Origin of the sequence: Carboxylicivirga marina, from assembly GCF_016612505.1 — a bacterium.
Taxonomy (GTDB): Bacteria; Bacteroidota; Bacteroidia; order Bacteroidales; family Marinilabiliaceae; genus Carboxylicivirga; species Carboxylicivirga marina.
Map to the genome: position 1 here is coordinate 1 of NZ_JAENRR010000029.1, position 21,994 is coordinate 21,994.

General features: G+C 37.3%; 14 protein-coding genes. 1 reads left to right on the forward strand and 13 read right to left on the reverse strand.

The genetic code is table 11. From position 1 onward, the window contains the following. Positions 1-600 precede the first annotated feature (600 nt). The 11 genes from JIV24_RS12700 to JIV24_RS12750 form a co-directional block, all read right to left on the reverse strand. The gene (locus JIV24_RS12700; RefSeq protein WP_200465426.1) at positions 601-1,938 is read right to left on the reverse strand and encodes a TlpA family protein disulfide reductase; all 1,338 of its coding nucleotides are present in this window, start codon (positions 1,936-1,938) and stop codon (positions 601-603) included. 156 nt (positions 1,939-2,094) lie between these two features. After that, a complete protein-coding gene (locus JIV24_RS12705; RefSeq protein ID WP_200465427.1) occupies positions 2,095-3,429 on the reverse strand; it encodes a TlpA family protein disulfide reductase in 1,335 nt (444 codons plus the stop codon). A 170-nt stretch (positions 3,430-3,599) separates the two neighbouring features. Beyond that, the gene (locus tag JIV24_RS12710; RefSeq protein ID WP_200465428.1) at positions 3,600-4,943 is read right to left on the reverse strand and encodes a TlpA family protein disulfide reductase; all 1,344 of its coding nucleotides are present in this window, start codon (positions 4,941-4,943) and stop codon (positions 3,600-3,602) included. A gap of 27 nt (positions 4,944-4,970) precedes the next feature. After that, positions 4,971-6,311 carry a TlpA family protein disulfide reductase gene (locus tag JIV24_RS12715; RefSeq protein ID WP_200465429.1) on the reverse strand — a complete coding sequence of 447 codons (1,341 nt, stop codon included), beginning with the start codon at positions 6,309-6,311 and terminating at the stop codon, positions 4,971-4,973. Positions 6,312-6,315: 4 nt separating this feature from the next. Next, on the reverse strand, positions 6,316-7,653 hold the full coding sequence (locus JIV24_RS12720; protein WP_200465430.1) for a TlpA family protein disulfide reductase: 1,338 nt from the start codon (positions 7,651-7,653) through the stop codon (positions 6,316-6,318). A 19-nt stretch (positions 7,654-7,672) separates the two neighbouring features. Beyond that, positions 7,673-9,184, reverse strand: a complete 1,512-nt coding sequence (locus JIV24_RS12725) for a PKD-like family lipoprotein (RefSeq protein WP_200465431.1) — start codon at positions 9,182-9,184, stop codon at positions 7,673-7,675. 53 nt (positions 9,185-9,237) lie between these two features. After that, positions 9,238-10,029: a DUF4843 domain-containing protein gene (locus JIV24_RS12730; RefSeq protein WP_200465432.1), complete on the reverse strand. Its 792-nt coding sequence runs from the start codon at positions 10,027-10,029 to the stop codon at positions 9,238-9,240. A gap of 36 nt (positions 10,030-10,065) precedes the next feature. Next, positions 10,066-11,457 (reverse strand): RagB/SusD family nutrient uptake outer membrane protein, encoded by a 1,392-nt coding sequence (locus JIV24_RS12735; protein ID WP_200465433.1) that lies wholly within the window; start codon positions 11,455-11,457, stop codon positions 10,066-10,068. Between the two features lie 10 nt (positions 11,458-11,467). After that, entirely contained in the window at positions 11,468-14,674 is a 3,207-nt protein-coding gene (locus JIV24_RS12740) for a SusC/RagA family TonB-linked outer membrane protein (protein WP_234445824.1), read from the reverse strand. Positions 14,675-14,846: 172 nt separating this feature from the next. Further along, complete coding sequence (locus JIV24_RS12745; protein WP_200465435.1) at positions 14,847-16,055, reverse strand: FecR family protein; 1,209 nt, start codon at positions 16,053-16,055, stop codon at positions 14,847-14,849. 161 nt (positions 16,056-16,216) lie between these two features. After that, positions 16,217-16,780 carry an RNA polymerase sigma factor gene (locus JIV24_RS12750; RefSeq protein WP_200465436.1) on the reverse strand — a complete coding sequence of 188 codons (564 nt, stop codon included), beginning with the start codon at positions 16,778-16,780 and terminating at the stop codon, positions 16,217-16,219. Positions 16,781-17,083: 303 nt separating this feature from the next. Here JIV24_RS12750 and JIV24_RS12755 point away from each other — a divergent pair, with 303 nt between their 5' ends. Beyond that, positions 17,084-18,214, forward strand: coding sequence for an aldo/keto reductase (locus JIV24_RS12755; protein ID WP_200465437.1), 1,131 nt, complete (start codon positions 17,084-17,086; stop codon positions 18,212-18,214). Positions 18,215-18,225: 11 nt separating this feature from the next. Here JIV24_RS12755 and JIV24_RS12760 read toward each other — a convergent pair whose 3' ends face one another. Both JIV24_RS12760 and JIV24_RS12765 read right to left on the reverse strand, forming a co-directional pair. Further along, positions 18,226-20,058, reverse strand: coding sequence for a glycoside hydrolase family 2 protein (locus tag JIV24_RS12760; RefSeq protein ID WP_200465438.1), 1,833 nt, complete (start codon positions 20,056-20,058; stop codon positions 18,226-18,228). 109 nt (positions 20,059-20,167) lie between these two features. Continuing rightward, the gene (locus JIV24_RS12765; RefSeq protein ID WP_200465439.1) at positions 20,168-21,967 is read right to left on the reverse strand and encodes a sensor histidine kinase; all 1,800 of its coding nucleotides are present in this window, start codon (positions 21,965-21,967) and stop codon (positions 20,168-20,170) included. Positions 21,968-21,994 lie beyond the last annotated feature (27 nt).

Below are 21,994 nucleotides of genomic sequence, written 5' to 3' on the forward strand. Positions count from 1 at the left end.
CCCGAAGACAACAAAATCTTCAGGCTAATAGAAATGCAGCTTTCAAGTGCTGCCTAATAGACATGGGAAATGTCAGTTATATTTAATCTTGTTGAGATGATAAATAGCTATGATTGATGCCAGCGGCATCATATGTTTATAGAACATGTCATAATTCATAAAACCAACTCCAGCGGAGTTGAATTGTATTGATGGAGCAGAGTATGACGCATACTATTGAATCCATAAGCTCTTGCATCTCACACCGATTATACCGATTAAACATTAAAATGAGCCTTATTTCACTTCGCTTATAAAACTCAATTAATGTAATATCGGCATTAACCAATGTAATTAGCAAAACGGCTTAAGGCGCGTTTTGTAATACATTTGGTATTATTCAATAAAATGAGCCGTATCTCTAACTGCGATTGGCTAAGTCTCTTTATTGATGTATCAGCATTTACTCCCGTTTGATACGGGACAAGCTATTGTAATTTCAAAGTTTCTGAAAAAGTCTCACTTTGAAAAAGAATTGGTATCATATAACCAACAGGCATTTACAACAAACGCAGCCTTTTAAAGCTGCGTTTATTATATATCTATTACAGAGAAGGTTATTTAAATACCCTCTAATTTATTTAAATAACTTTTTAATGCTTCAGGTTTATCAGCTCTTAACATGTGTGCATCATGTATTTTTCCTTGTGGATCCAGAAGAATAAAGCGCGGTTGACTCCAAACTTTAAAAAACTCGTCAAAAGCATCATTTCGACCTATATACCATTGATGACCAGGTATTTTATGCTTTTCTACATACCCGGTAAAATATGAGAATTTCATATCAGTATTCAGTCCCAAAAACACAATGTTGTTATCTTTATATTCCTTCTTCAATTCTTCAAGGTATGGAAATTGGGCTATGCAGGCGCCACACCAGGTTGCCCAAAGATCTATATAAACATATTTACCTTTAAATTCGTTAAGAAGTCTTGTCTGCCCATTGGCATCCTGAAATTTAAATTCCGGCACCTCACTCCCTTTGGACATTTTCTTATACACATCCAACTTCTTATTAAACTTATCCAGCAATGTTTGATTATCTACAGTTTCCGTGTAGAGTTGAAAAATATCATCGCCTTTATCAATTCCGGCATAGGCAATATAGGCGTCAACAGCTGCATGTATAAAATTCTGCTTGATGTAGCTATCATTAATATTTTCCTCAAGCCATTTTATTTTTATACCTGTACCATAATCCCAGCTATGGTTTTTATAATCGGGTTCGTCTTGTTGATACAAGGCGGTGATACATCTATCGATTGCATCTGGTGCCGGCCTAAAACGGTAAGACTGTTTATTTTGCTCCCGAAGGAACTGCTTTAATATTGAATGCCCTTCCTTTGACAACTTCTGCTGACTACTGAAATACTTAATGATTGCTATCCTCCACCTTAAATAGTTTCTGTTTTGCGTTAACATTTCTGCACAATGCTTTAGCTCAGGTTTAGAATTAACAAGTCTGGCATACGATTCTGCTGCCTTATCAAAAGCTTTCATAAAATCGGCCAGTGGGGATTGATACAGCTCCGACGGAATAGCAATTGGTGTCCTTTCATTAAGGAACGCATTGACATTTGCCTGATCGCCTTCAAAATATATTTCCTGAGCACTCTTTCTGGTAATTCTCACATGATTTCCCGGCTCCAGATAAATTTCCTTCGCTATAGCTCCTACTTCTACCACCGCAAAACAAGGCGCTGTAATAACATCCAGATCAATTGTCGCTACACCAGTTGAATCTTTAAACAAATCAAATCGTTGATTTAACACATTAACATAAAGACGACTTTTAAATTCACCAACAATTAATTCAACTTTGGTTGACTTTGAAGGTGTATTACAACTGTACATTGCAAAGACTGAAACAAGTAATAGCAGGGTTCTTAACGCATTCATAAATTATCAATTTACTACACATAACCAAATATGCGTATAAGTTTATTTTTTATTAATAGTACTTTTAACTGTCCGTTTCTCAAGCAATGAAACACCTATTCTGATGATTTTCACACCTATTTATAATTTTGAATTTGATTCCCGAACAGTATACTGTTAAATACCTTCCAGTTGATCAAGGTAGCTTTTTAATGCTTCCGTATTATCCGGTCTTAACATGTGCGCATCGTAAATTCTTCCTTGTGGATCCAGAAGAATAAAGCGCGGTTGGCTTGCAATGTGGAAGAACTCACTAAAGATCTTATCTTGTCCTACATACCACTGCTCACCTTCTAACTTGTGTTTCTCAACATAGTTGGTAAAAGACTTAAGCTTTCTATCGTTATTGACTCCCAGGAAGACGATGTTATTATGCTTATATTCCTTCTTCAATTCTTTTAAGTAGGGGAATTGTTCGATACAGTGGCCACACCAGGTTGCCCACAGGTCAATGTATACATATTTGCCTTTAAATTCTTCAAGTGATCTTGATTGCCCATTGGCATCCTGGAATTTAAATTCAGGCACCGGACTCCCTTTGACTATATTTTTAAACTCATTTACCTTCTTATCAAATTTATCCAGTAAAGTTTTATCATCTACCGTTGCCTTGTAGGCTTTAAAAATTTCGCCACCTTTATTAGTACCGGCATAGGTGATGTACAAGTCAACAGCCGTATGTATAAAATGCTGCTTAATGGTTCTATCATTGATATTTTTATTCAGCCAATTTAGTTTTAGAGTAGTTCCTTTATCCCAGCTGTATGATCTGTAATTCGGTTCATCTTGTTTGTACAAAGCGGTGATACATCTGTTTATTGCATCTGGAGAAGACGTAAAACGAGAAGACTGTGCATCTTGTTCCTGAAGAAACTGTAATAATCGTGCATATTCTTCCTTAGACAAACTAGGCTTTGCTGCAAAATACTTAATGATAGCAACTGTCCAATGATCGTAATATTTATTTTCCTTTAGCATTGAGGCGCAAGTAGCTAATTCGGATTTTGAATTCACCAATTCGGCATACTTTTCTGTGGCCCTATCAAAGGCTTGCATAAATTCGGGCAGAGCTAAACTATACATTTCCTCTGTAAAGGGAAGTGGTGCACGTTCATTAAGAAAGGTATTAACCTCTGCCTGATCACCTTCATAACGAATATCCCCAGGACCATTATACTTAACCACAATATGATTACCCGGCTCCAAATATATTTGTTTTGTCACTCCGAATTTGACATTTGCAAAACATGGTTCCGTAATATGGTTCAACTCAATTTTGGCAAATCCTTCTGAGTCTTGAAACAAGTCATGTTGTTCATTAAGTGCAGTAAGATATAAGCGACTTTTGAGGTCACCAACATGTAGTTCTACTGTTGTTGTTTTAGGTGCGTTACTGCAACTGTATGCTCCAATTAGTGCAATAAGTAGTACGAGTATGTTTAAGTTTTTCATTTTCTCTTTTAATTCGAGTCAAGGGTAAGTATAATTATTCTTGAAACCTTTAAGCTGATATTGCCCCCACCCCCACGCCTTTGGCGTGGTACTCCCCCCTGCCACAATGGCAGAGGGAAGAGGATTTTTATCTTGTATGAATTGTCTTCGTTTTGGATACACGCTGATTACTAAATACCTTCCAGTTGATCGAAGTAGCTGGTAATTTGATCCATTTGATCCGCTCTAGGCATATAAGAATCGTATATTTTACCTTCGCGATCCAGTAAAATAAAACGTGGCTGACCAACAATATTGAAGAAATCATAAAACTCGGTATTCTGACCTAAATACCATTGCTCGCCATGCATATTGTTTTCCTTCATATAGTTAATCATTATGGCATGTGTTCTATCATTATTAAGACCAACAAACGCAATATTATTGTTTTTATATTTTTCCTTTAGTTCTTTTAAATACGGGAATTGAGCCACACACTTACCACACCAGGTAGCCCATAAATCAATATAGATGTATTTACCTTTAAACTCTTCAAAACTTCTTTGTTCACCATTCACATCAATGTATTTGAAGTCAGGGCAAACTCTTCCTTTCTGAATTTTATTCAACTCGTCGAACTTGGTATTAAACTCGTCCAGGAAAGCTTTTTTAGTAACGGTTTCTCGATAATATTTATAAAAATCTTTGCCTTTATCAACACCATTATAAGTCAAGTATTGCATCATCATAGAGTGGGTGAAGTGCTGCTTAATATCAGTATCAGTGATGTTGTTATCTAACCAATTAAGTTTGCTTTCTGTACCTTCATCCCACTGAATATCTCTAGAAGATTTATTAAATCCGTGCAAACCTAAAAGTTTAATACCTCTATCTATGGCATCAATTGAGTTTCTGCAGTTAAAAGCTGTTGCATTTTGCGTTTGTAAAAATTGAAGAATAAAGGCCAGCTCCTCTTTTGATAAATGATCATTTCGCTCGGTATACTTAATAATAGCAACACGCCATATCGTATATATCCGATTTTGTATCAAAACAGATGCAGCATCTTTTAACTCAGGTTTTGAAGCAATAAGCTCTGAATAGCCTTCTATCGCCTTATCAAAAGCTTTCTTAAAATCTGCTATCGAACCATCATAATCTTCTGAATTGATACCCATTGGAACTCGCTCCAAAAGAAAAGCGTTCACTGCTGATTGATCCCCATCATAGCTGAATTCTCTCTTCTCACCAATCTTCACTTTGACATAATCCCCAGGCTCGATATAGATATACTTAACTACACTTCCGATATGCACCAAAGCTAAACAAGGTTCATCAATCATATCGAGATTTACTTTAGCAATACCTTCCTTATCCCTTTCTAACTCGATAGAGGTTTCCAGGATATCCAGTAGTAATCTTCCTCCATTTTCTCCAGCATCATCAACCTCAATGATGGTTTCCTTTGGCACATTGTTACAGCTATACATCGTAATAACGGCCAGTAACAGTACTATAAACTTTAAATTCTTCATTGTTTATATACTTAAAATATTTAATAACTATAACAGCGTTCTCAACATATCCTTTAACTTTGGATCAGATGGACGCGGTGCATTGGAATCCACGATATTTCCATCGGCATCAATCAAAATAAAACGTGGAATGGATTTGGAGTCGTAAGCCTTAGAAAAATCTCTGTTGCCATCAAAATTTAATTGCACGCCACCCATTTTCTGACTTTCTAACATTGCTTTCCACTTCTTTACATCCTTATCCATTGATATGCTAACAAATACGATGTTTTTTCCTTCCAGTTCGTGTTCCAAAGCTTTGATGTATGGGATCTCTTTACAACAAGGCCCGCACCAGGTTGCCCAAAGGTCAATGTATACCGCTTTACCTTTAAAATCCGTTAAGCTCACCATATTGCCATCCACATCGGGGTAATTGAATATTGGTGAAGGCTGTCCTTTTGCTAATCTTGTTTTTTCTTCAATTAGGAGAGCAAACTCCTTTTTCATTAGTTCATCAGTCACGTTCTGATTGTAAAAATTAATCAATTCGCCTCCACTACTCACACTGTATTCTTGAATGTAATCAGTGGCGAAATGATTGATCAGGCCGTTAATCAGTTTCTCATTCGTGAAGTGGGAAACAATGTAATGAACCGTTTGAACAATATTTTTATGAACATCTACTTCTTGTCCGTTAGTAGCAAATATTTTAGAAGCAGCACCAGCCATCGTCTTGTACTCATCCAGAAAGCAAAATTTCTCATTGGACTTCAAGCAACCCATAATGTAATCCTCTATGACAGGTGTAAAAGTTAAATTAGCATCCTTGTACTTACGATACTTGTAATAGGCCAGGAATGTTTGCAGGGCAGAAAATCTAAGACGTTGTCCTTCCACCACAGTAAACACTTTATTCAAATCCTGAGCTTCTAATTCAGCTATTTGCCCATTTATAAAACCTTCCAATCCCTCGGTAAACTCCTCTTCAGTAAAAATAAAATATTTCTCAGTATACCGATAATTAGAACGGGCATTCAGATAATTGTTTTCCACTCTATTATCGCCGCTACCAGTAAGCCTTTGAAGTGGATCTTTTGTTGTAAAGTTGGGTTTTGCGGTGAAAACAGCCCCTGGCGTCAGAAACAATTCCTTAGACATTTTCTTTACTTTCACACGGCAATAGGTCGGATAGTTAACTTCCGGAACTACAACCGAAAGCTCTCCTTCTTCATTTTCTACAAAATTGTAATTTTTATCGTTATAAACGATACAAGCCTGATCTTTTCCACATTCACTTGGATCTAAGGTAATGCTAACGGTGGTGCTCTTTTGGCAGGCAAAAAAAAGCGGCAATACTAGTACTATTAGATATTTAGCTAAATTCATTGGACTAGTTTTTTAATAAGTTCGTTAATAAAGTGCGTGTTTTAGGATCGGATGGTCGTGAACAAACTGCATTTAACATTTCACCATCTTTACCAATCAAAACAAAACGAGGTATACTGGTTATATTTAGAAAGTTTGCAAATTCTACATTACCACCTTCATTGACCTGAATACCTTGTAAATTATCCTTTACTACTTTGTTTTTCCATTTTTCAACATCCTCATCTCGCGAAATTCCCACAAAAACAATGTCCTGACCATGGAATTCTTTCTCCAGTTCCTGTATATATGGGATTTCCTTTACACAAGGAGTACACCAGGTGGCCCAAAGATCGATGTACACATATTTACCTTTAAAATCAGATAAAGACACTTCTTTATCATCGATGGACTTAAATGTCCAGTTTGGCACTTTATTACCTGGCTCAAGGTGCTCCCATTTCGCATACAAGGTATTTAGTTTCTCCAATTCCTCGGGATTTGTTATCTTGGTTCTGGCCAACTCCACCACTGGCTTCACCCCATTCACGCCTACATATTTTATATGTCTGCCTATATAGTAATTGATCATCTGATCTTTGCCTCCATCGCGCTCAACAGTATTTACGGTCATCTTAATGACAGCTTCTATATACTCGTCATAACCCCACGGCTCATCTAATTTTCTAACAGCCAAAAACGGTATGGCAGCACCTGCATAGTCCTGATAAGTAGGTGTCATTACACCCTTCTTGCTAAGCAGGTCAGTCACAAACTGAATGCTTGCATCGTCATCACCCAGCTCTTTTACATTAGGTAAGTTCTTTAACCAGCTCATAAACTTGATGCCACCCAAATAGGTAAAATTGGTTTCTTGCAGAGCATTAAAAACATCACCTAAATCATGACTGTGTAATTCTTCTATATTCTGCTTAATAATCGCTCTCACTTTAGCAATGGCTTCCGTTACACCATCGGTACTTAACAATTCAGCCTGTGCTACTTTTCTGGCATTTAAATATTCAGCATATGCAGCATTATCACCGGTGTGTTGTGCATCCGTTTTTGACAATATTATGACTTGTGAGCTACCTGCTGACACGTAAGCATTTTTCATTTTACCTCCGGCATGATAACGCACTGTAAAAGGCGTTTCAAAACCTGTCACATCCAAGTTAAATTCTTTATTCTCATTAAACTCAACTTCAACTCGTTCTTTCTCTACCTGTATGAAAGGGAGATAAACACCTTCTTCACCTTTAATTATTTTAAAAGTTGTTGGCTGTGGTGTACATCCCACTCCCATCATAGCTATTAAAGCAAAGATGGTCAGTATGTTTAATTGCTTGATAATTGTTTTCATTATATGTCTTTAAGTGTTTTTATTTAGTTTTGTAAAATACATTCACGGGTTTATAAGCAATGCCTTCGTATTTATTTACCAATTGCATGCTTAGGATATCGTATACATACACACAGCCAGACATTTCGCCTAAGGCAGGATTATTAACGCCTAAATACATCAGCGATAAATCTTCGCTGTATTCCATGCAGGTAATTTCTAATCCTGCATCTAACTCAAGCACTGTATCATCGATAGTAGGCAGGGGCTCATTTGAATTTTTAGTAGCGTACCATTGGTACACTTTATTATCGTTAAAATAATAGACTCGATTGTATTTTAAGTTGTATTTTAAATCAGTGCTTTCATCAATACTTAATTCCTCTGCCTGTTCATATACATAATAACCGTTAACCTTGGTTGCATAATTATGCTGTAGTAACACCACATAAACCTGGTTACTATTATCTTCTTTGCCACGGCCAATCACAAATAAATTATCATAAGAATCTCCTGTTCCTTTAGAGACGATGTTAACAATATCTATTCCTGCATTATTGAAAAGGGCTCCGGAGTTGTTATAGGCAGCAGAACCTGAGTCTCCCATGTAATAGACAACATCATTTTCGGTATCGGCAGCATACAATAGACAGTTATAGAATGGCTCCCTATCTTGTCCGAAATAAATATTGTATTCGTTACTATGCACAATGGAGTAGTTTACACTGTTTTCTAGTCGTACGGTTTCAAATACCTCGTTAAAACTGCTCGAATAACCATAAACGCGTCCATCAGCTGATAAGATATAGTTATCGTTCCATTGGCGATCACCCATGACGCCATCTCTGATATGTTGCCGTCCTGTTAGTTTAAGCGGTGAGAAACCCGGAAACTTACCCCCATAGGCTTCTTCGCTAATAACTGTTAAGGTTCGACTATCGAGCATCCAAATAGTGCCATTCTCCTGGGTGCTGATACTAATTCGCTCTTCGGTAAAATCCATATCAACTGCCTTGGACAAAGTGTAGCCTGTATTAATTTTTGAAAACACACCTATTTCAAAAGCGGCTTCTAGTCCTTCTTCTTCCTCTTCAGGTGTCAGGACTTTAAGAAACGACAAATCAGATTGCCCTTGCACATTGGTACCTAATACAATAAGTCCTTCCTGATAGGGTGTAACCACATTAACAGTGTAATCCTGAATAATTCCACCATCATCGTTTGTTACCTTTAAGCGTATATGGTGAGTTCCCAAACCTATAAACTGGTAGCTTAACACAGCCTCCTCACTTATTACTTCCAACTCCTCATCTTCAATCAGAGCCCATTCGTAAATAAGTTCCTGACTTCCGAATGTTTGGGTTGCCTGCGGATCGATGGTAACATACTCACCTATTCCAATATTAAATTCCGTTTTATCGGTTTCCACTTCTATTAATGGCACTTCCTTATTAGCTAAAGTCGTATCGTCCTTAAAACAACCCGATACAATAAGGATGATTCCGAATACCAATACAATTTGTTTTGCTATATATTTGATATTTTTTTTCATTGATGTCATAATTAAATGATTAATCATTGATGCTTTACAATGCTGCACACTCGTTAATTATCCCAGGTATCCGGATGAGGAACTGATACTCCATCGGTAGGGTTGTCCTGATAGTGCTGATAAAGATCCAGGAATACATAGTTAATGAACACTTTTTTATAGAACTTATAGAAAGGTTCACCTGGATAGATGTAATCGCCATCAATATTATCCACATCAATGTAATAGCCGTAATCGCGGATAATATCTGCGTAAATAGTTGGCACTTTGTTTTCCATAGCTCGGAACAACTCAAAGAATTTACCTAGCAGAGCTGGTGAATAAGGGCCGAAAACCCTATCTACCCAAAAGTCGGGTTGTCCCACTAAACCATAAAAAGAAACCTTCAAGGTATCGCTCATCATGGGACGGAAATGCTCATTTTCTTCAAGAATCAAAACCAAATCATAAATCGTATCGTCTTCTTCATTTCCTGGCTGTACCATAAAAGTAAGAGGGAGCTGCGCTTGCACCTCATCCTTACCCATTAAAGCTTCTCCAATGGTGAAATTAATCCCTTCTACAGCCGTTGAACGTTCTGAGTCGATGCGGTATTGCACCGGACGTTCACCAGCTTTTGGTGTACCCAACATCTGCAAGGGCAGTGAAAAATCAAGAACACTACCGCCTTCAGGCCCAAACGAAGCATAGAGGCTATCTGGTGCTTCTTCATCCAAGGTATTAAAGTACACACCATCTTTCTGATTTACATCGTAAAACTGCAAATCCTGTTCACAAGCTGTGAATAAAAAGGCAAAGGCCGTTAATAGCCAAGCCGAAAATTGATATATATATTGTTGTTTCATTTTGTAACAGTTAAATTAAATGCTATTCCATTATAGTTAACGGTAGGATAATTCATCATATGGAATTGGTAAGGTGTAAATAGCATCGCCATTTACTTCACCAATAGGGCTATCAATGATTCGGTTATCGCGCTTCATGCTAAACCAGTTTTGGCCTTCACCGATCAGTTCTTTTGCATATTCCGTCTTAATATCTTCAAGAGTCACATTCTGCACAGGCTCCCTATCGGCAAACTTGCTTAGGCCACGTGCCTCAAGTAAGGTATCAAAGTAAAGGCGTGACTGTTCCGGGTTGCTTACCACCAATGCTTCTGCCGCAATAAGTAACATTTCGGGGTAACGCAGCATACTCAGACCTAATTCAGGATAATCTGGCAAATCCAGTGGATCATTGGATAAATCCCGATTCACCATTTTTTTCAACTGCACCTTTGTTTCAGCATCCTGAAACCAGGCATCGTTTCGGGTATCTTCAGCAATAAACATATCTTTAACACTGGCCTGCACATACAAACTACTTGCTCCCAAATACAAAGAGCTAATATTCCTTTGTGAATAAACACCCCATATGCTTTCTATGCCATTAATACGTCCAGCTACCAGATTTTCCATCTCCAAGGTCGTATTAACCAATGAAAACTTACCAGAGTTAATCACTTTTTCAGCGTATAATAGGGCCTTACCCATGTCCCCTTTCATCCAATACACTCTGGCCAGAGTAGCTTGAGCTGCATGCAGGTTAAAGTGTGTCTCTCGTGCGTATAGAAAACCCTCACCACTGATACTTGTAGCATCTCGCGGATAATCGGCGAATATTTCTGTATCGTAGGCAAGCAACTGTTCAGCTTCCAATAAATCATTAATTACCTTTTCATATACCTCTTCCACTGAGTAAAATGGAATCTGATTTAAGGTGTAGTTTTCAGCATAGGGTATAGCCCTGCTTTTTAAATCAGAATTGGATCGGATATCAACTGCAAACAAACGCAATAAATCGAAATGAATAAAAGCTCGCACACCTAATGCTTCGCCACGCACCAAATCATAATTGATATCATCAAAATCTTTGTCAGCATTGTCAAGCAAACTATTCACCTGACCAAGCAAAGTGTAGGCGTCTGTCCATGCTTTATTCATCTGCATTTGCACATTGGCATCACTCGAATACTCATAAGACATAAATTTCTCGTACTCTCCCCCATACTCATAATACTGAGCCAGCACATCGGGCACTACTTGAAAAAAACGGCCATACAAAAAGTCTTCTTGCATTTGTGAATAGATACCGTACATGGCGTCTTCAAATCCTTCCACATCTTCAAATAATTCCTCCGCTGCAATCTCGGATTTTGGTGTTATGTCCAGTAAATTCTCACAGGATGTGAAGAGTAATAATAGACCTGATATGATATATAAACTATATTTCATGATTTTAGGATTAAAATGTTGGACTAAAGGTGAAATCGAAGCTTCTGGCGAATGGGTAGCTTGTTCCTCGCTCAAACTTAACAGTCGATAGGCGAGCTATGTCATTTAAACCAAAACCAAGCCTTAGTTTCTTAAAACCAATCTTGCTCAAGGCGCCTGGCTTGAAATCGTAAGCTAAATTGATTCTGGACAAATGGATTTCATTTTTGGTTTGTACATACCTCGATGAATGGAATTTTGTGTTGTTAAATTCAGGAATTCCTCTAAAAGCAGTAACATCACCTGGTTGTTTCCAGCGTTCACTATAAGCCCTTCGATCAACGTTCTGGCGAGGGTTCACATATTCTACCTTATTGGCTAAGGTTCCATTGTATATTTCTCCACCATAGGTATAAGAAGTTGCCAGCATTAAAGTGAAACCTTTGTATTTTAAATTAGAGGTCATAGCACCTCTCAGGAGTGGATTGGTATCACCATAGGCTACTTTATCTTGTGGGTTATAATCAAAGGTATAGTCGCCATTACGCGTAATAAATATTTCCTGCCCTGTGGCTGGATCAATACCTGCCGACATCACTGTGTAAATAGCTGAACTGGATTCGCCTTCGTTAAATAGGACAACTGGTGCGTCAGACCCTGTTGAACTGGCATTGGCACTTTCATTCTGAGAACGCAAGGCATCACTTAACTTGGTTATGGTATTGCCATTATAACCACCATTAATGGTTAAGCGCCACATTAAGTCTTTCTTCTTAATAACAACACCTGACAGGGAATATTCATAACCCCAGTTCTTCATCTCACCCAGGTTCGTTTTGGCATTACGAATTCCATTGGATGGTGGTAAACTCAAAGCAATTAACATATCTTTAGTATGTTGCTCGTAATAGTTAAATTGTAAGTCCAGACGATTTTTAAATAGTGATGCATTCATCCCCACATTATAATCGTAGGTTGTTTGCCAGGTTAAATCCGGGTTTCCTAATGTAATAGGTAGTGCCCCCAAACTATAATGATAGCTGTAACGGTTATCGTATTCATAGGTTGTTAAGGACATGTAGGATGGGAAGTTGACACTACCCGTTACCCCTAAAGATAAACGCAATCGTAATATGTTGACCCATGATACACGGAACCAGTTCTCATTATGGATATTATAACCACCCCCAAGTGACCAGAAAGGTGCATAGCGATTATTTTTACCAAATTGAGAAGAACCACTTACCCGGTAATTCACATCGGCAAAGTAGCGATTACGAAAACTATAATTCACATTACCAAACCATCCGATGGTCACATCGCGACTTTCCTCTCCTACCGGCTGACCACTCTGAGGGTACTCAGAGGCAAAACCCAGGTCATTCAAACGATCTTTGGCGAAACCGACACCTACAACGCCAAAGCCTCTATCGGAACTGGAATTGTAGTTCGCCCCTCCACGTAGAGAAAGGATGGTACCCTTCGAACCAAATCGGAAATTATAGTTACCAACAACCTGACCACCTATCGTATTGGATTCTCCTCCATTGATAGAATACCGACCTTTTGGCTGGCCATAAGCCGTTTCGTAAAAATCAACAGAATTTGGTGAAGTAAAATTATCAGATCTTGAATCACCCACCGTATAATTGATATTTCCTGTTACAAAGAAATTATCATTTACGGTCCATCGTCCGGCCAAAGAGTTTTGAATACTTTTACTTTTTGATTTTTCAAAAGAGCTTGTATTCATGGCATCATATAAAGGATTAATTGTTTCCCCTTGTGTTTCCCCATTGTGGTAAAAATAAATGTACTGATCATACTCACCTTGCGCATTGGTAAAAGGGGTGTAAGGATTCATCTGCACATAGTTAGAGAAACGTCCATAAGGTGAATCCTTGCTGTTGGTCTGCATGATATTGGTACGCCAGTTCAGGCTTAACTTATCATTTAAGCGATAGTTAAAATTAAAGCCCAGACCATAATTGTAACGGTGGTCACCCTTCATCACCCCATATTGCTGATTAAAGTTTCCATTTATACCATAAAACATTTTTTCACCACCACCGCTTACAGCCAGTGAGTGGGTAAATGAATAAGCGTTTCGTATAGGCTGCGCCATCCAGTCATAGTCACCGCCTTTACTTACAGTTTGATGTTTATTCAGGTAAGTTTGATCATAGCGTCCATCGCTCGACTCATACAGACCGGCCAAGCGCTCAAACTCCAACTTCTCTTCCGCATTGGTAAAGTCAAAGGATGTTAAATCGGCAAACTGCATTTTAGGTACGAAATTATAGCGGGCTCTCACTTCTTTGGTTGTGTTCTTCTTACGCTGAATCACAATCACCCCATTGGCAGCACGCTCTCCATACAAAGCTGTAGCAGATGCATCTTTCAAAATGTCAGCACGTTCAATATCATTGATGTCCATGTCGTACAACATTTGCATGTTCGCTTCAACGCCATCAATCACAATCAAAGGGGCATTTAAACCCTGTTCACCCTCTGATGCCAGTGATGTTGTACCACGTATAACCAATTCTGGTATGTGGTTAGGGTTAGAACCCATAGCAGGCTGTTCCACCATGTACATACCCGGAGTTAGGGTTACTAAAGCATCAAATACATTGGTATTGGATACTTCCAATAAATCTTCACTTTTTATGCTGGTAACAGAACCTGTATTACTGCTTTTACTTTGTTCAAAAAATCCATTGACAACGACCTCGTCAAGCCCTTCATCCTTTGTTTCGAGATAAATAGTCACACTCTTTTTTGTAAATTCAGAAATATCAACTTCTTTCGCTTCATATCCAATAAAGGAAAAAACAATTTTCTTTGCATTACCAGAAACAGATATTTCAAAATTACCATCAAAATCGCTTATACCACCACCAAAAGTACCTGAGGCATATACATTCACCCCAGGTATCACTTCGCTTGTTTTTCCATCAAGAACAGTTCCTTTGATAATAACTTTATCTGGTTGCTGCTGGTCTTCTTTTGAAATAATTACATAATTATCTTCAAACTTATAGGTCAAAGCCTGATCAAGTAAGGCTAATTCGAGAACATCTTTAATGCTTTCATTCTTCACATTAATTGTAACTGGCTTTGTACCACTTAACAAATCATCGTTGTACACAAAATACACTCCTGTTTGCTCCTTAATAGTCTGAAAGACATTTTTAAGCAATTCTTTTTTGACGCTTAAAGTAACTTTCTTTTCCAATGAATTCTGGGCAGATGCATTCCAAATAAAAAACATGCTGCATACAAAAAATGCAACAGTCTTTAATTTGTATGAATTTGACCTTGAGGAAAAATTTAACAATTTTCTCAGCTTCATAATTTATACAATAGATTTTATTTCAAAAAAAGATAGTATTCCCTACCTGATTATTTTATTCTTGCTTTACCCTTATTCCTGAATCTGAAATTTCAAAATAAACACCGCAGGTGTGTTCTATCCTGTTTAAAATTATTTCGATATCGTCCTTACTTTCAACAGCTCCAGTAAAACGAAGCTCTTTGAGGACAATATGGTCATAAGTAATGGACACATCATACCAACGAGCTAATTTTCGTAAGATGTAATCCAGATTCTGATTATCGAACTCAAACACACCTTTTGTCCAACTAATATAAAAATTCGGGTCAACCTCCTGACTAACAATATGTTTATTGACATCGAATATTAAAGACTGTTCCCCAGGCTTCAATATTACTGCCTCTTTATTATTAGCCACCTTCACAGCTCCCTCTACCAGTGTAACAGCACTATAGTCATCGTCATAATAATCCGACACATTAAACTCGGTACCTAATACTTCAACAAGACCTTTGGAGGTATGAACTTTAAAAGGACTATTTTCGTTTTTAGCTACTTCAAAATATCCTTCTCCGTGCAAATGAACTTCTCTTGATTCCCGACCAAACTGAACTGGAAATTTCAATGAACTCTTCGAGTTTAACCAAACTTTTGTACCATCACTTAATACAATACTATAACGTCCGCCAATTGGCACCTCCAGTGTATTGTACATTATTTCCTCTATAGGATCTTCATTATTGTTGTAGGCCAGTACATCATCTGTACGATTCTCAATTTTCACACCATTACTTTCTGTTATGAAATCCTGCTGCAAATTATTGACATCCACCTGAGAACCATCAGCTAAAGTCAAAAGAACCGTTTCTTTTTGGGTATTCTTAACTTCTACTTTTGAAGCTAATCCCGAACTGTTAGCGCCATTTTTATTCAACAAAACAACTGTAGTTGTAATAAGTATAGGTAAGACAATAGCAGCGACATATTTGATAAATGTCTTAAGCTCAATGCGACGACCTTTAGGGCTTAGCTTTGGCTCAATGGACTCCCATTTAGCTTGCGAATCGTATTTACTATATTTTTCGAATGAGTTGTGAATATTGTCTTCTCTTACAATATCGTTATATCGCTCCTGATTTACCTCAGATTTATTTAGCCAATCTGAGAAACTATCAAGCTCTTTATCAGTTGCCTGACCCGAGTGATTTCGACCAATCAGATTACCTAACCTTAACGCTTTTATGACTTTGTTCATTTCCATCTCATATAGTAAAACAGTCATCCATTACTTTTGGGGTACATTAGATGTCATATATTTCTATTTTTTTTCTTTCTTCACACTTAACTACTGATATTAAAAATACCTAAGCAGTTCACATATATCTTAATGTTTGAATTAGGTGTCACTATTCAGCTTCTTTTATCAACAAGAACATTAGCTTATTAAACCGATAAAAAACTTATAATCAACCGAATATTTTTCAATTTCGAACGAAGAATCTTGTATGCTCTTTTTTTGTGAGTTTTGACTGTTTCCGTTCCTATTTCTAATTGACTTGCAATCTCCTCATTCTTTAGTCCTTTAAGACTTAAATAAAGAACCTGTTTGGCTTTTGTTCCTAATGTTTCAATCTGCTCATAAAGCTCGGCATGCACTTCTTCTTTAACTATTTTGTCATAAAAGAACTCATGTGAAGTCATTTCTTTTAATTGTGCATCAACATGCTTTACCCTTACCTGCTTATGCTTTAAGTGATTAATACACTGATTTCTTATCGTACTGTATAAATAGCCCTTAATCATTTCAATTGATGCAAATTGCTCACATCGCTCCCAATATTTTATAAAAGACTCTTGTACTACATCATCTAAAATATCAGAACTAAGATCGAAATTATCAGCAAATGAACGAAACAACTTGTAATATTTTAAATAGAACGATTTAAAAGCGTTTTTATCCCCTTGCTGTAATTCATTAATTATATGTGCTTCATTGTCTTTAGTCATCAATGAACGTAAATTACAACTATATTTTCCCGTATTCAATTATTTCCCAACGGTAAAAGTAGGTAAATTATTACATTAATCTGACTGTAAAAAATAGCAAACCTAGATCTTTAAAACGCAATTCACTTGATAAGCGTTACGCAAATACCATGTATTAATGATATTGCACCAAGCATAATGTAGTAATTAAGTGCTGATATTGATTATTAGATCTCTTTATTAATGAACCTAATCACATCTGATTTGTCAACTCCTTAAGTCTTGCTACTTTTGCGGGCTATAATTAATCTCAGGAATCTAATCATGGAATACAGGCGTTTCGGTAAAACCAACAAACACATCAGTGCCATCACATTAGGAGGTATGCGATTTTCAAAAGTATGGGAAGAGCCACGCACAGATATCCCGAGAGAAACGCAGGAGCATTGCAATCAAATTGTTGATTTAGCTATTAAATATGGCATCAATCATTTTGAGACAGCACATGGCTACGTTAAGAGTGAAACCGTTTTTGGTCGTACTTTAAATCAGGAATTGAACATCGACCGCTCATCTTATTTCCTGATGACCAAAGGCAACCCTAAAACGGCAGATGAAACACGTCGATTGGTGAAAGAGCAACTAAGAACACTACAAACTGATTATCTGGATTTTTATGGCTGGCATGGCATCAACACGCCGGAGTTGCTAACTTCTTCGTGCAAAACAGGAGGAGCTGTTGAGGAACTGCTCAAGATGAAAGAAGAAGGAATTATTAAACATGTTGGCTTTAGCACGCATGGTTCCCTTGAAACCATTCAACAAGCTATATCAACGGATCTATTTGAGTTTGTTAACCTCCATTACTATTATTTCTATCAGCGTAATGAAGCGGCCTTGCAATTGGCAAAAAAGAAGGACATAGGTGTGTTTATAATCTCACCAAATGACAAAGGAGGGCAACTTTATAAAGCACCTGAAAAAATAAGAAAAGCAATTCCACATGCCACTCCCATTCAATGGAATGCGCGTTTTTGTTTAAATAACGAAGCCATCCATACGCTATCTTTTGGTATGACCGAAGCGGCACATTTTGATGAGATGAACGGCATCTTCACTTCATCTAACAAGGAAGCCGATAAAATTGCTTTGAACGACCTTAATGATATGATTAATGACGACCCTTATGCTTCGTTTGATGCCTATACTCTAAACAACGACCCGTCTGACTTGGACATTCCATTATTACTCCACTGGCGAAAGCTGTGGAAATGTTACGATTTGCTTGACTTTGCTCGCTATCGCTACAAGGAGCTAAAAACACCAAACCATTGGGTGCCTGGTGTTTTTGCAACAAAAGAGGCCATTGATAAAATTGATTTCTCAAAAGTACCGAAGCACCTGCCCTTAAAAGAAATGCTTAACGAGCTACATGCTGCGTTCTACTATAAATAATAAAATCATATCTACTCAGACTCCCCTAATTCAGAATAAAACTTCTGAAGTGTGAAGAATGCCTTTTTTCGATTACCTGTTTCTGAGATTAAGCCTTTACGGTTCCATCCATTTTGATAAGGTATCAGCATTCGACGTGGCGAGCGAAAATCTGCTAAAATCCATGGTGTTATACCGCTCAACTGTGGGATTTTAGCCAATGTAGGCAAGGTTTCGCGATACAATAAATCCTGAAACTCCTCACTCCATCTCGTCAGACTATCAGCATGAAAACCCTGTAAAGCACCGGCTCCAAATTCTGAGATAATAATTGGTTTATCCATATCAATCTCCCAACGAATATTTTTAATATTCTCAATGTCACCACCATACCAGCCATAATACTGATTAAAACTTAACACATCAACCACATCAGCAAACTTATCTTCCACCACCATACTGTTCGGATTCTCTTGTTTACCATGGTCCTCAAGTGCAGCACTTATAAGCCTTGTATCATCGAGTCTTCGGGTTGTTTCGGCCAGTTTAGATAAGAATTCGAATCGTGCATTACTTTGAGGCGTTTCATTGGCCATTGACCAGATGATTACTGAAGCTCTGTTTTTATCTCTTGAAATCAACTCTTTTAACTGTGTCTCCGCTTTTTTATATGTTTCGGTATTATCCCACTGAATGGTCCAGTAAACCGGATTTTCTTCCCAAACCAGAAGTCCCAGTTCATCGGCCAGACGAACCATATTCTCATTGTGAGGATAGTGAGCCAAACGCACAAAATTACACCCTAGCTCTTTGGCCCAACCCAACAATATTTTAGCATCTTCCATTGAGTAAGCACGGCCACCGCGCATCACATTCTCCTCATGAATGCAGATGCCTTTCAAAAACACTTTGTCACCATTCAATAGTATATCTGAGCCTTGCGTACTTATTTGTCGAAAACCAATTTTATCAGTAATCGCATCACTATCGCTCTCAATATTTACTTCGTATAATTTCGGATTGGTATCACTCCAGTAATCAAGTTTTCTAACAGGTATTGACACTTCAACCTTACCATTGGCATTGCTTGTAAATCCTTTGTTTATCTTAAGTTCAGGTATTTTCACATGCACTTTGGCATTGGCATTTTCTTTACCATTAAGTTGAATATATCCTTTTAACAACTTGTTATTCTCCTTATCCAGCTGAATACTGTAATCTTCAATAAAAGTCTTGCTAAGTGCATAAACAGTGACATCGCGCGTTATACCACCATAATTCCACCAATCGGTATTCAAAGTGGGCACCTCATCGGCAGCTCTTTTGTTATCAACACGCACAACTACAAAATTATCTTTTGCCCTTAACACATGTGTCATTTCAAAATTAAAAGGTGTGAACCCTCCTTTGTGGGTCCCAAGTTTCTTTCCATTGACATAAACGTCAGCTCGATAGTTAACTGCTCCAAAATGCAAATAATATCGTTTGGAGTTATCGTAATCATCCACATCAAAAGACTTTTTATACCATAGTGTTCCTTCGTAATAAAACAATTTCTCTTCTTGCGAATTCCAATCTCCTGGAACCAGCATACTTGGTGATGCATCAAAGTCATATTCCACCAAATCCATCTTATCTTTCGGCTTCATATTTAGATAAAAAGCGCCTGCTCCCGGATTTTCAGAACCATCATGGGGTTGCCAACGATAATTATAATAACCAGTCTCATACATATCGACAATATAATGCCAACGACCATTAAGGCTCATGCCTTTTCGCAAATAATTATTATGAAGAAGGTTACCAGAAAACAGTAATGGTAAGTTAAGAATTAAAATCAGTGATGTAATTGCTAGTTTTCTCATATTGGCATCATTTTAATCAATTCACCAATATAGTTAATTACACTTTATAACTGTCAAGTTTAAAACTCATTTTTGCAGAGATGAGTCATTCATAAGAAATATGATTACGCTAGTTTTGCGTCTCTAATGAAAAGCTAATTTTACTTCCTTTTCCAGTGCTTGATTCTATTTTCAGTTGATGACCATGCTTTTCAGCAAACTCATTACAAAGAAACAAGCCTAAACCGGTACCTTTTTCACCACTGGTGCCTGGCTGAGAACTCATCACTCCTTCGGCTAAAGCCATCTTCAATCGCTTCTCATCAAAGCCAATTCCGTTATCGATGACTGAAACTTCAGTTAACATTTTGCCTTTCTCATTGGTTTTCTTAGTGCATTTAACCTCAACAACACTGTTTTTATCACTATATTTAATGGCATTCATCAACAGATTCCTCACCATTATTGAAATCATATTACAATCAGCCAACACCAGATATTGTTTCTCGTTTTCAAATCTGACTTTAATACTTTTATGAGATGCACTAATATTGACATTATTGATCTCAGACTGAATAATATCTTCGAGCTTACATACTGTTGGTGAAAACTTAATATCATCGGTCTGAAGCTTAGACCACTCTAATAAATTATTTAAGAGCTTCAGGTAATTTTCCATCTCATTATTAATCAAACCTATATAATCTTTCCTTTCACTATCTTTCAATTCGTCATAGTTAAGGTCCAGGATATTTGAAATACCCAGCATACCGGAGAAAGGACTTAGCAGGTCATGCGAGATAATTCTGAATAGTTTATCCTTTGTACTATTCAATTTTTCAAGTTCCTGCGTTTTTTGAGCTAATAACTTATTTTGTTGACGCTTCTGTTTTTCACTCCTATAAAGTAAAATTAAAATGGTAAGCGTAATAATAAAGCCGGCAATAAAAGCCACAACGGTCATCTTTTGCTTACCTATCACCTTATTCTTTTCATGAAGCACCAGTTCTTTTGAATTTATCTCATCCCGTTGTTCAAGAAGAATCCTTCTATTATTCTCAATTTCTTCGCTCGAAAATTTCAGTTCATATTTCAACAGGCTCAAACTATCTTGAAAGGCTGCAAGGTCTTTCTTACTGTTTACCACTTCTTCATTCTGAGAACTCAGTTTATCAGAAAGAACCGCACTTTTATTTTGTAGTTGGTTAAGCTCTTGTTTTTGCTGATTCATCGTTTTTGCATATTCAACTATCTCTTTCTTATAGTTGTTTATCTCTTTTTCAGATGAGTCAATCAACTGATTAGCACTATCAATATCGGCCTTGAGGTAATGTAGTTGTTTTTCAGTATCTACAAGCTTCTCTTGCGCCTGAAGGTAAAGTTCTTTAACATCCACCTCTGTGCCTCCCATCAATTCAATCTCTTTTTTTATGCTAATATTTCGTTGATAAATATTTCCCTTGTTAATTTCGAATAAGATATTTCCATCTGGTGTGTCATAGATATTAAACAAGATATTGCGGGGATTCGGATAATTTATGCACACCAATATAATATCTTTGCCTTTTGTCATCTCAAATATGGCATCGTAGTACTTTTGCTTATCGTCGCCAACAACCACCATGCAGCACTGGTTGTAGTTGCTTTTGACACTCTTATCAACCTTTAGCTTAATCTTCTTATCATTGATTTTAAGCGTTGATTCAATTGCTTTGAATTCATGAACAAGTGATTCTTCTTCAGTCAGTAATGCGATATTGTAGGTTGGCAGGCTCCTTTGCATTTCTGATGAAGAAAGCCTGGCAAAATTAAAAGTATAGGCCCCGACAAGTTCACTTCGTTCAATTTCCTGAGCCCGTATATCCATTGCTCCATTAACGATAAACAGCAGCATCATAATAACTATATGACAGAATTTCTTTTTATACATCTGCTATATTCATCTATTATTGATTAA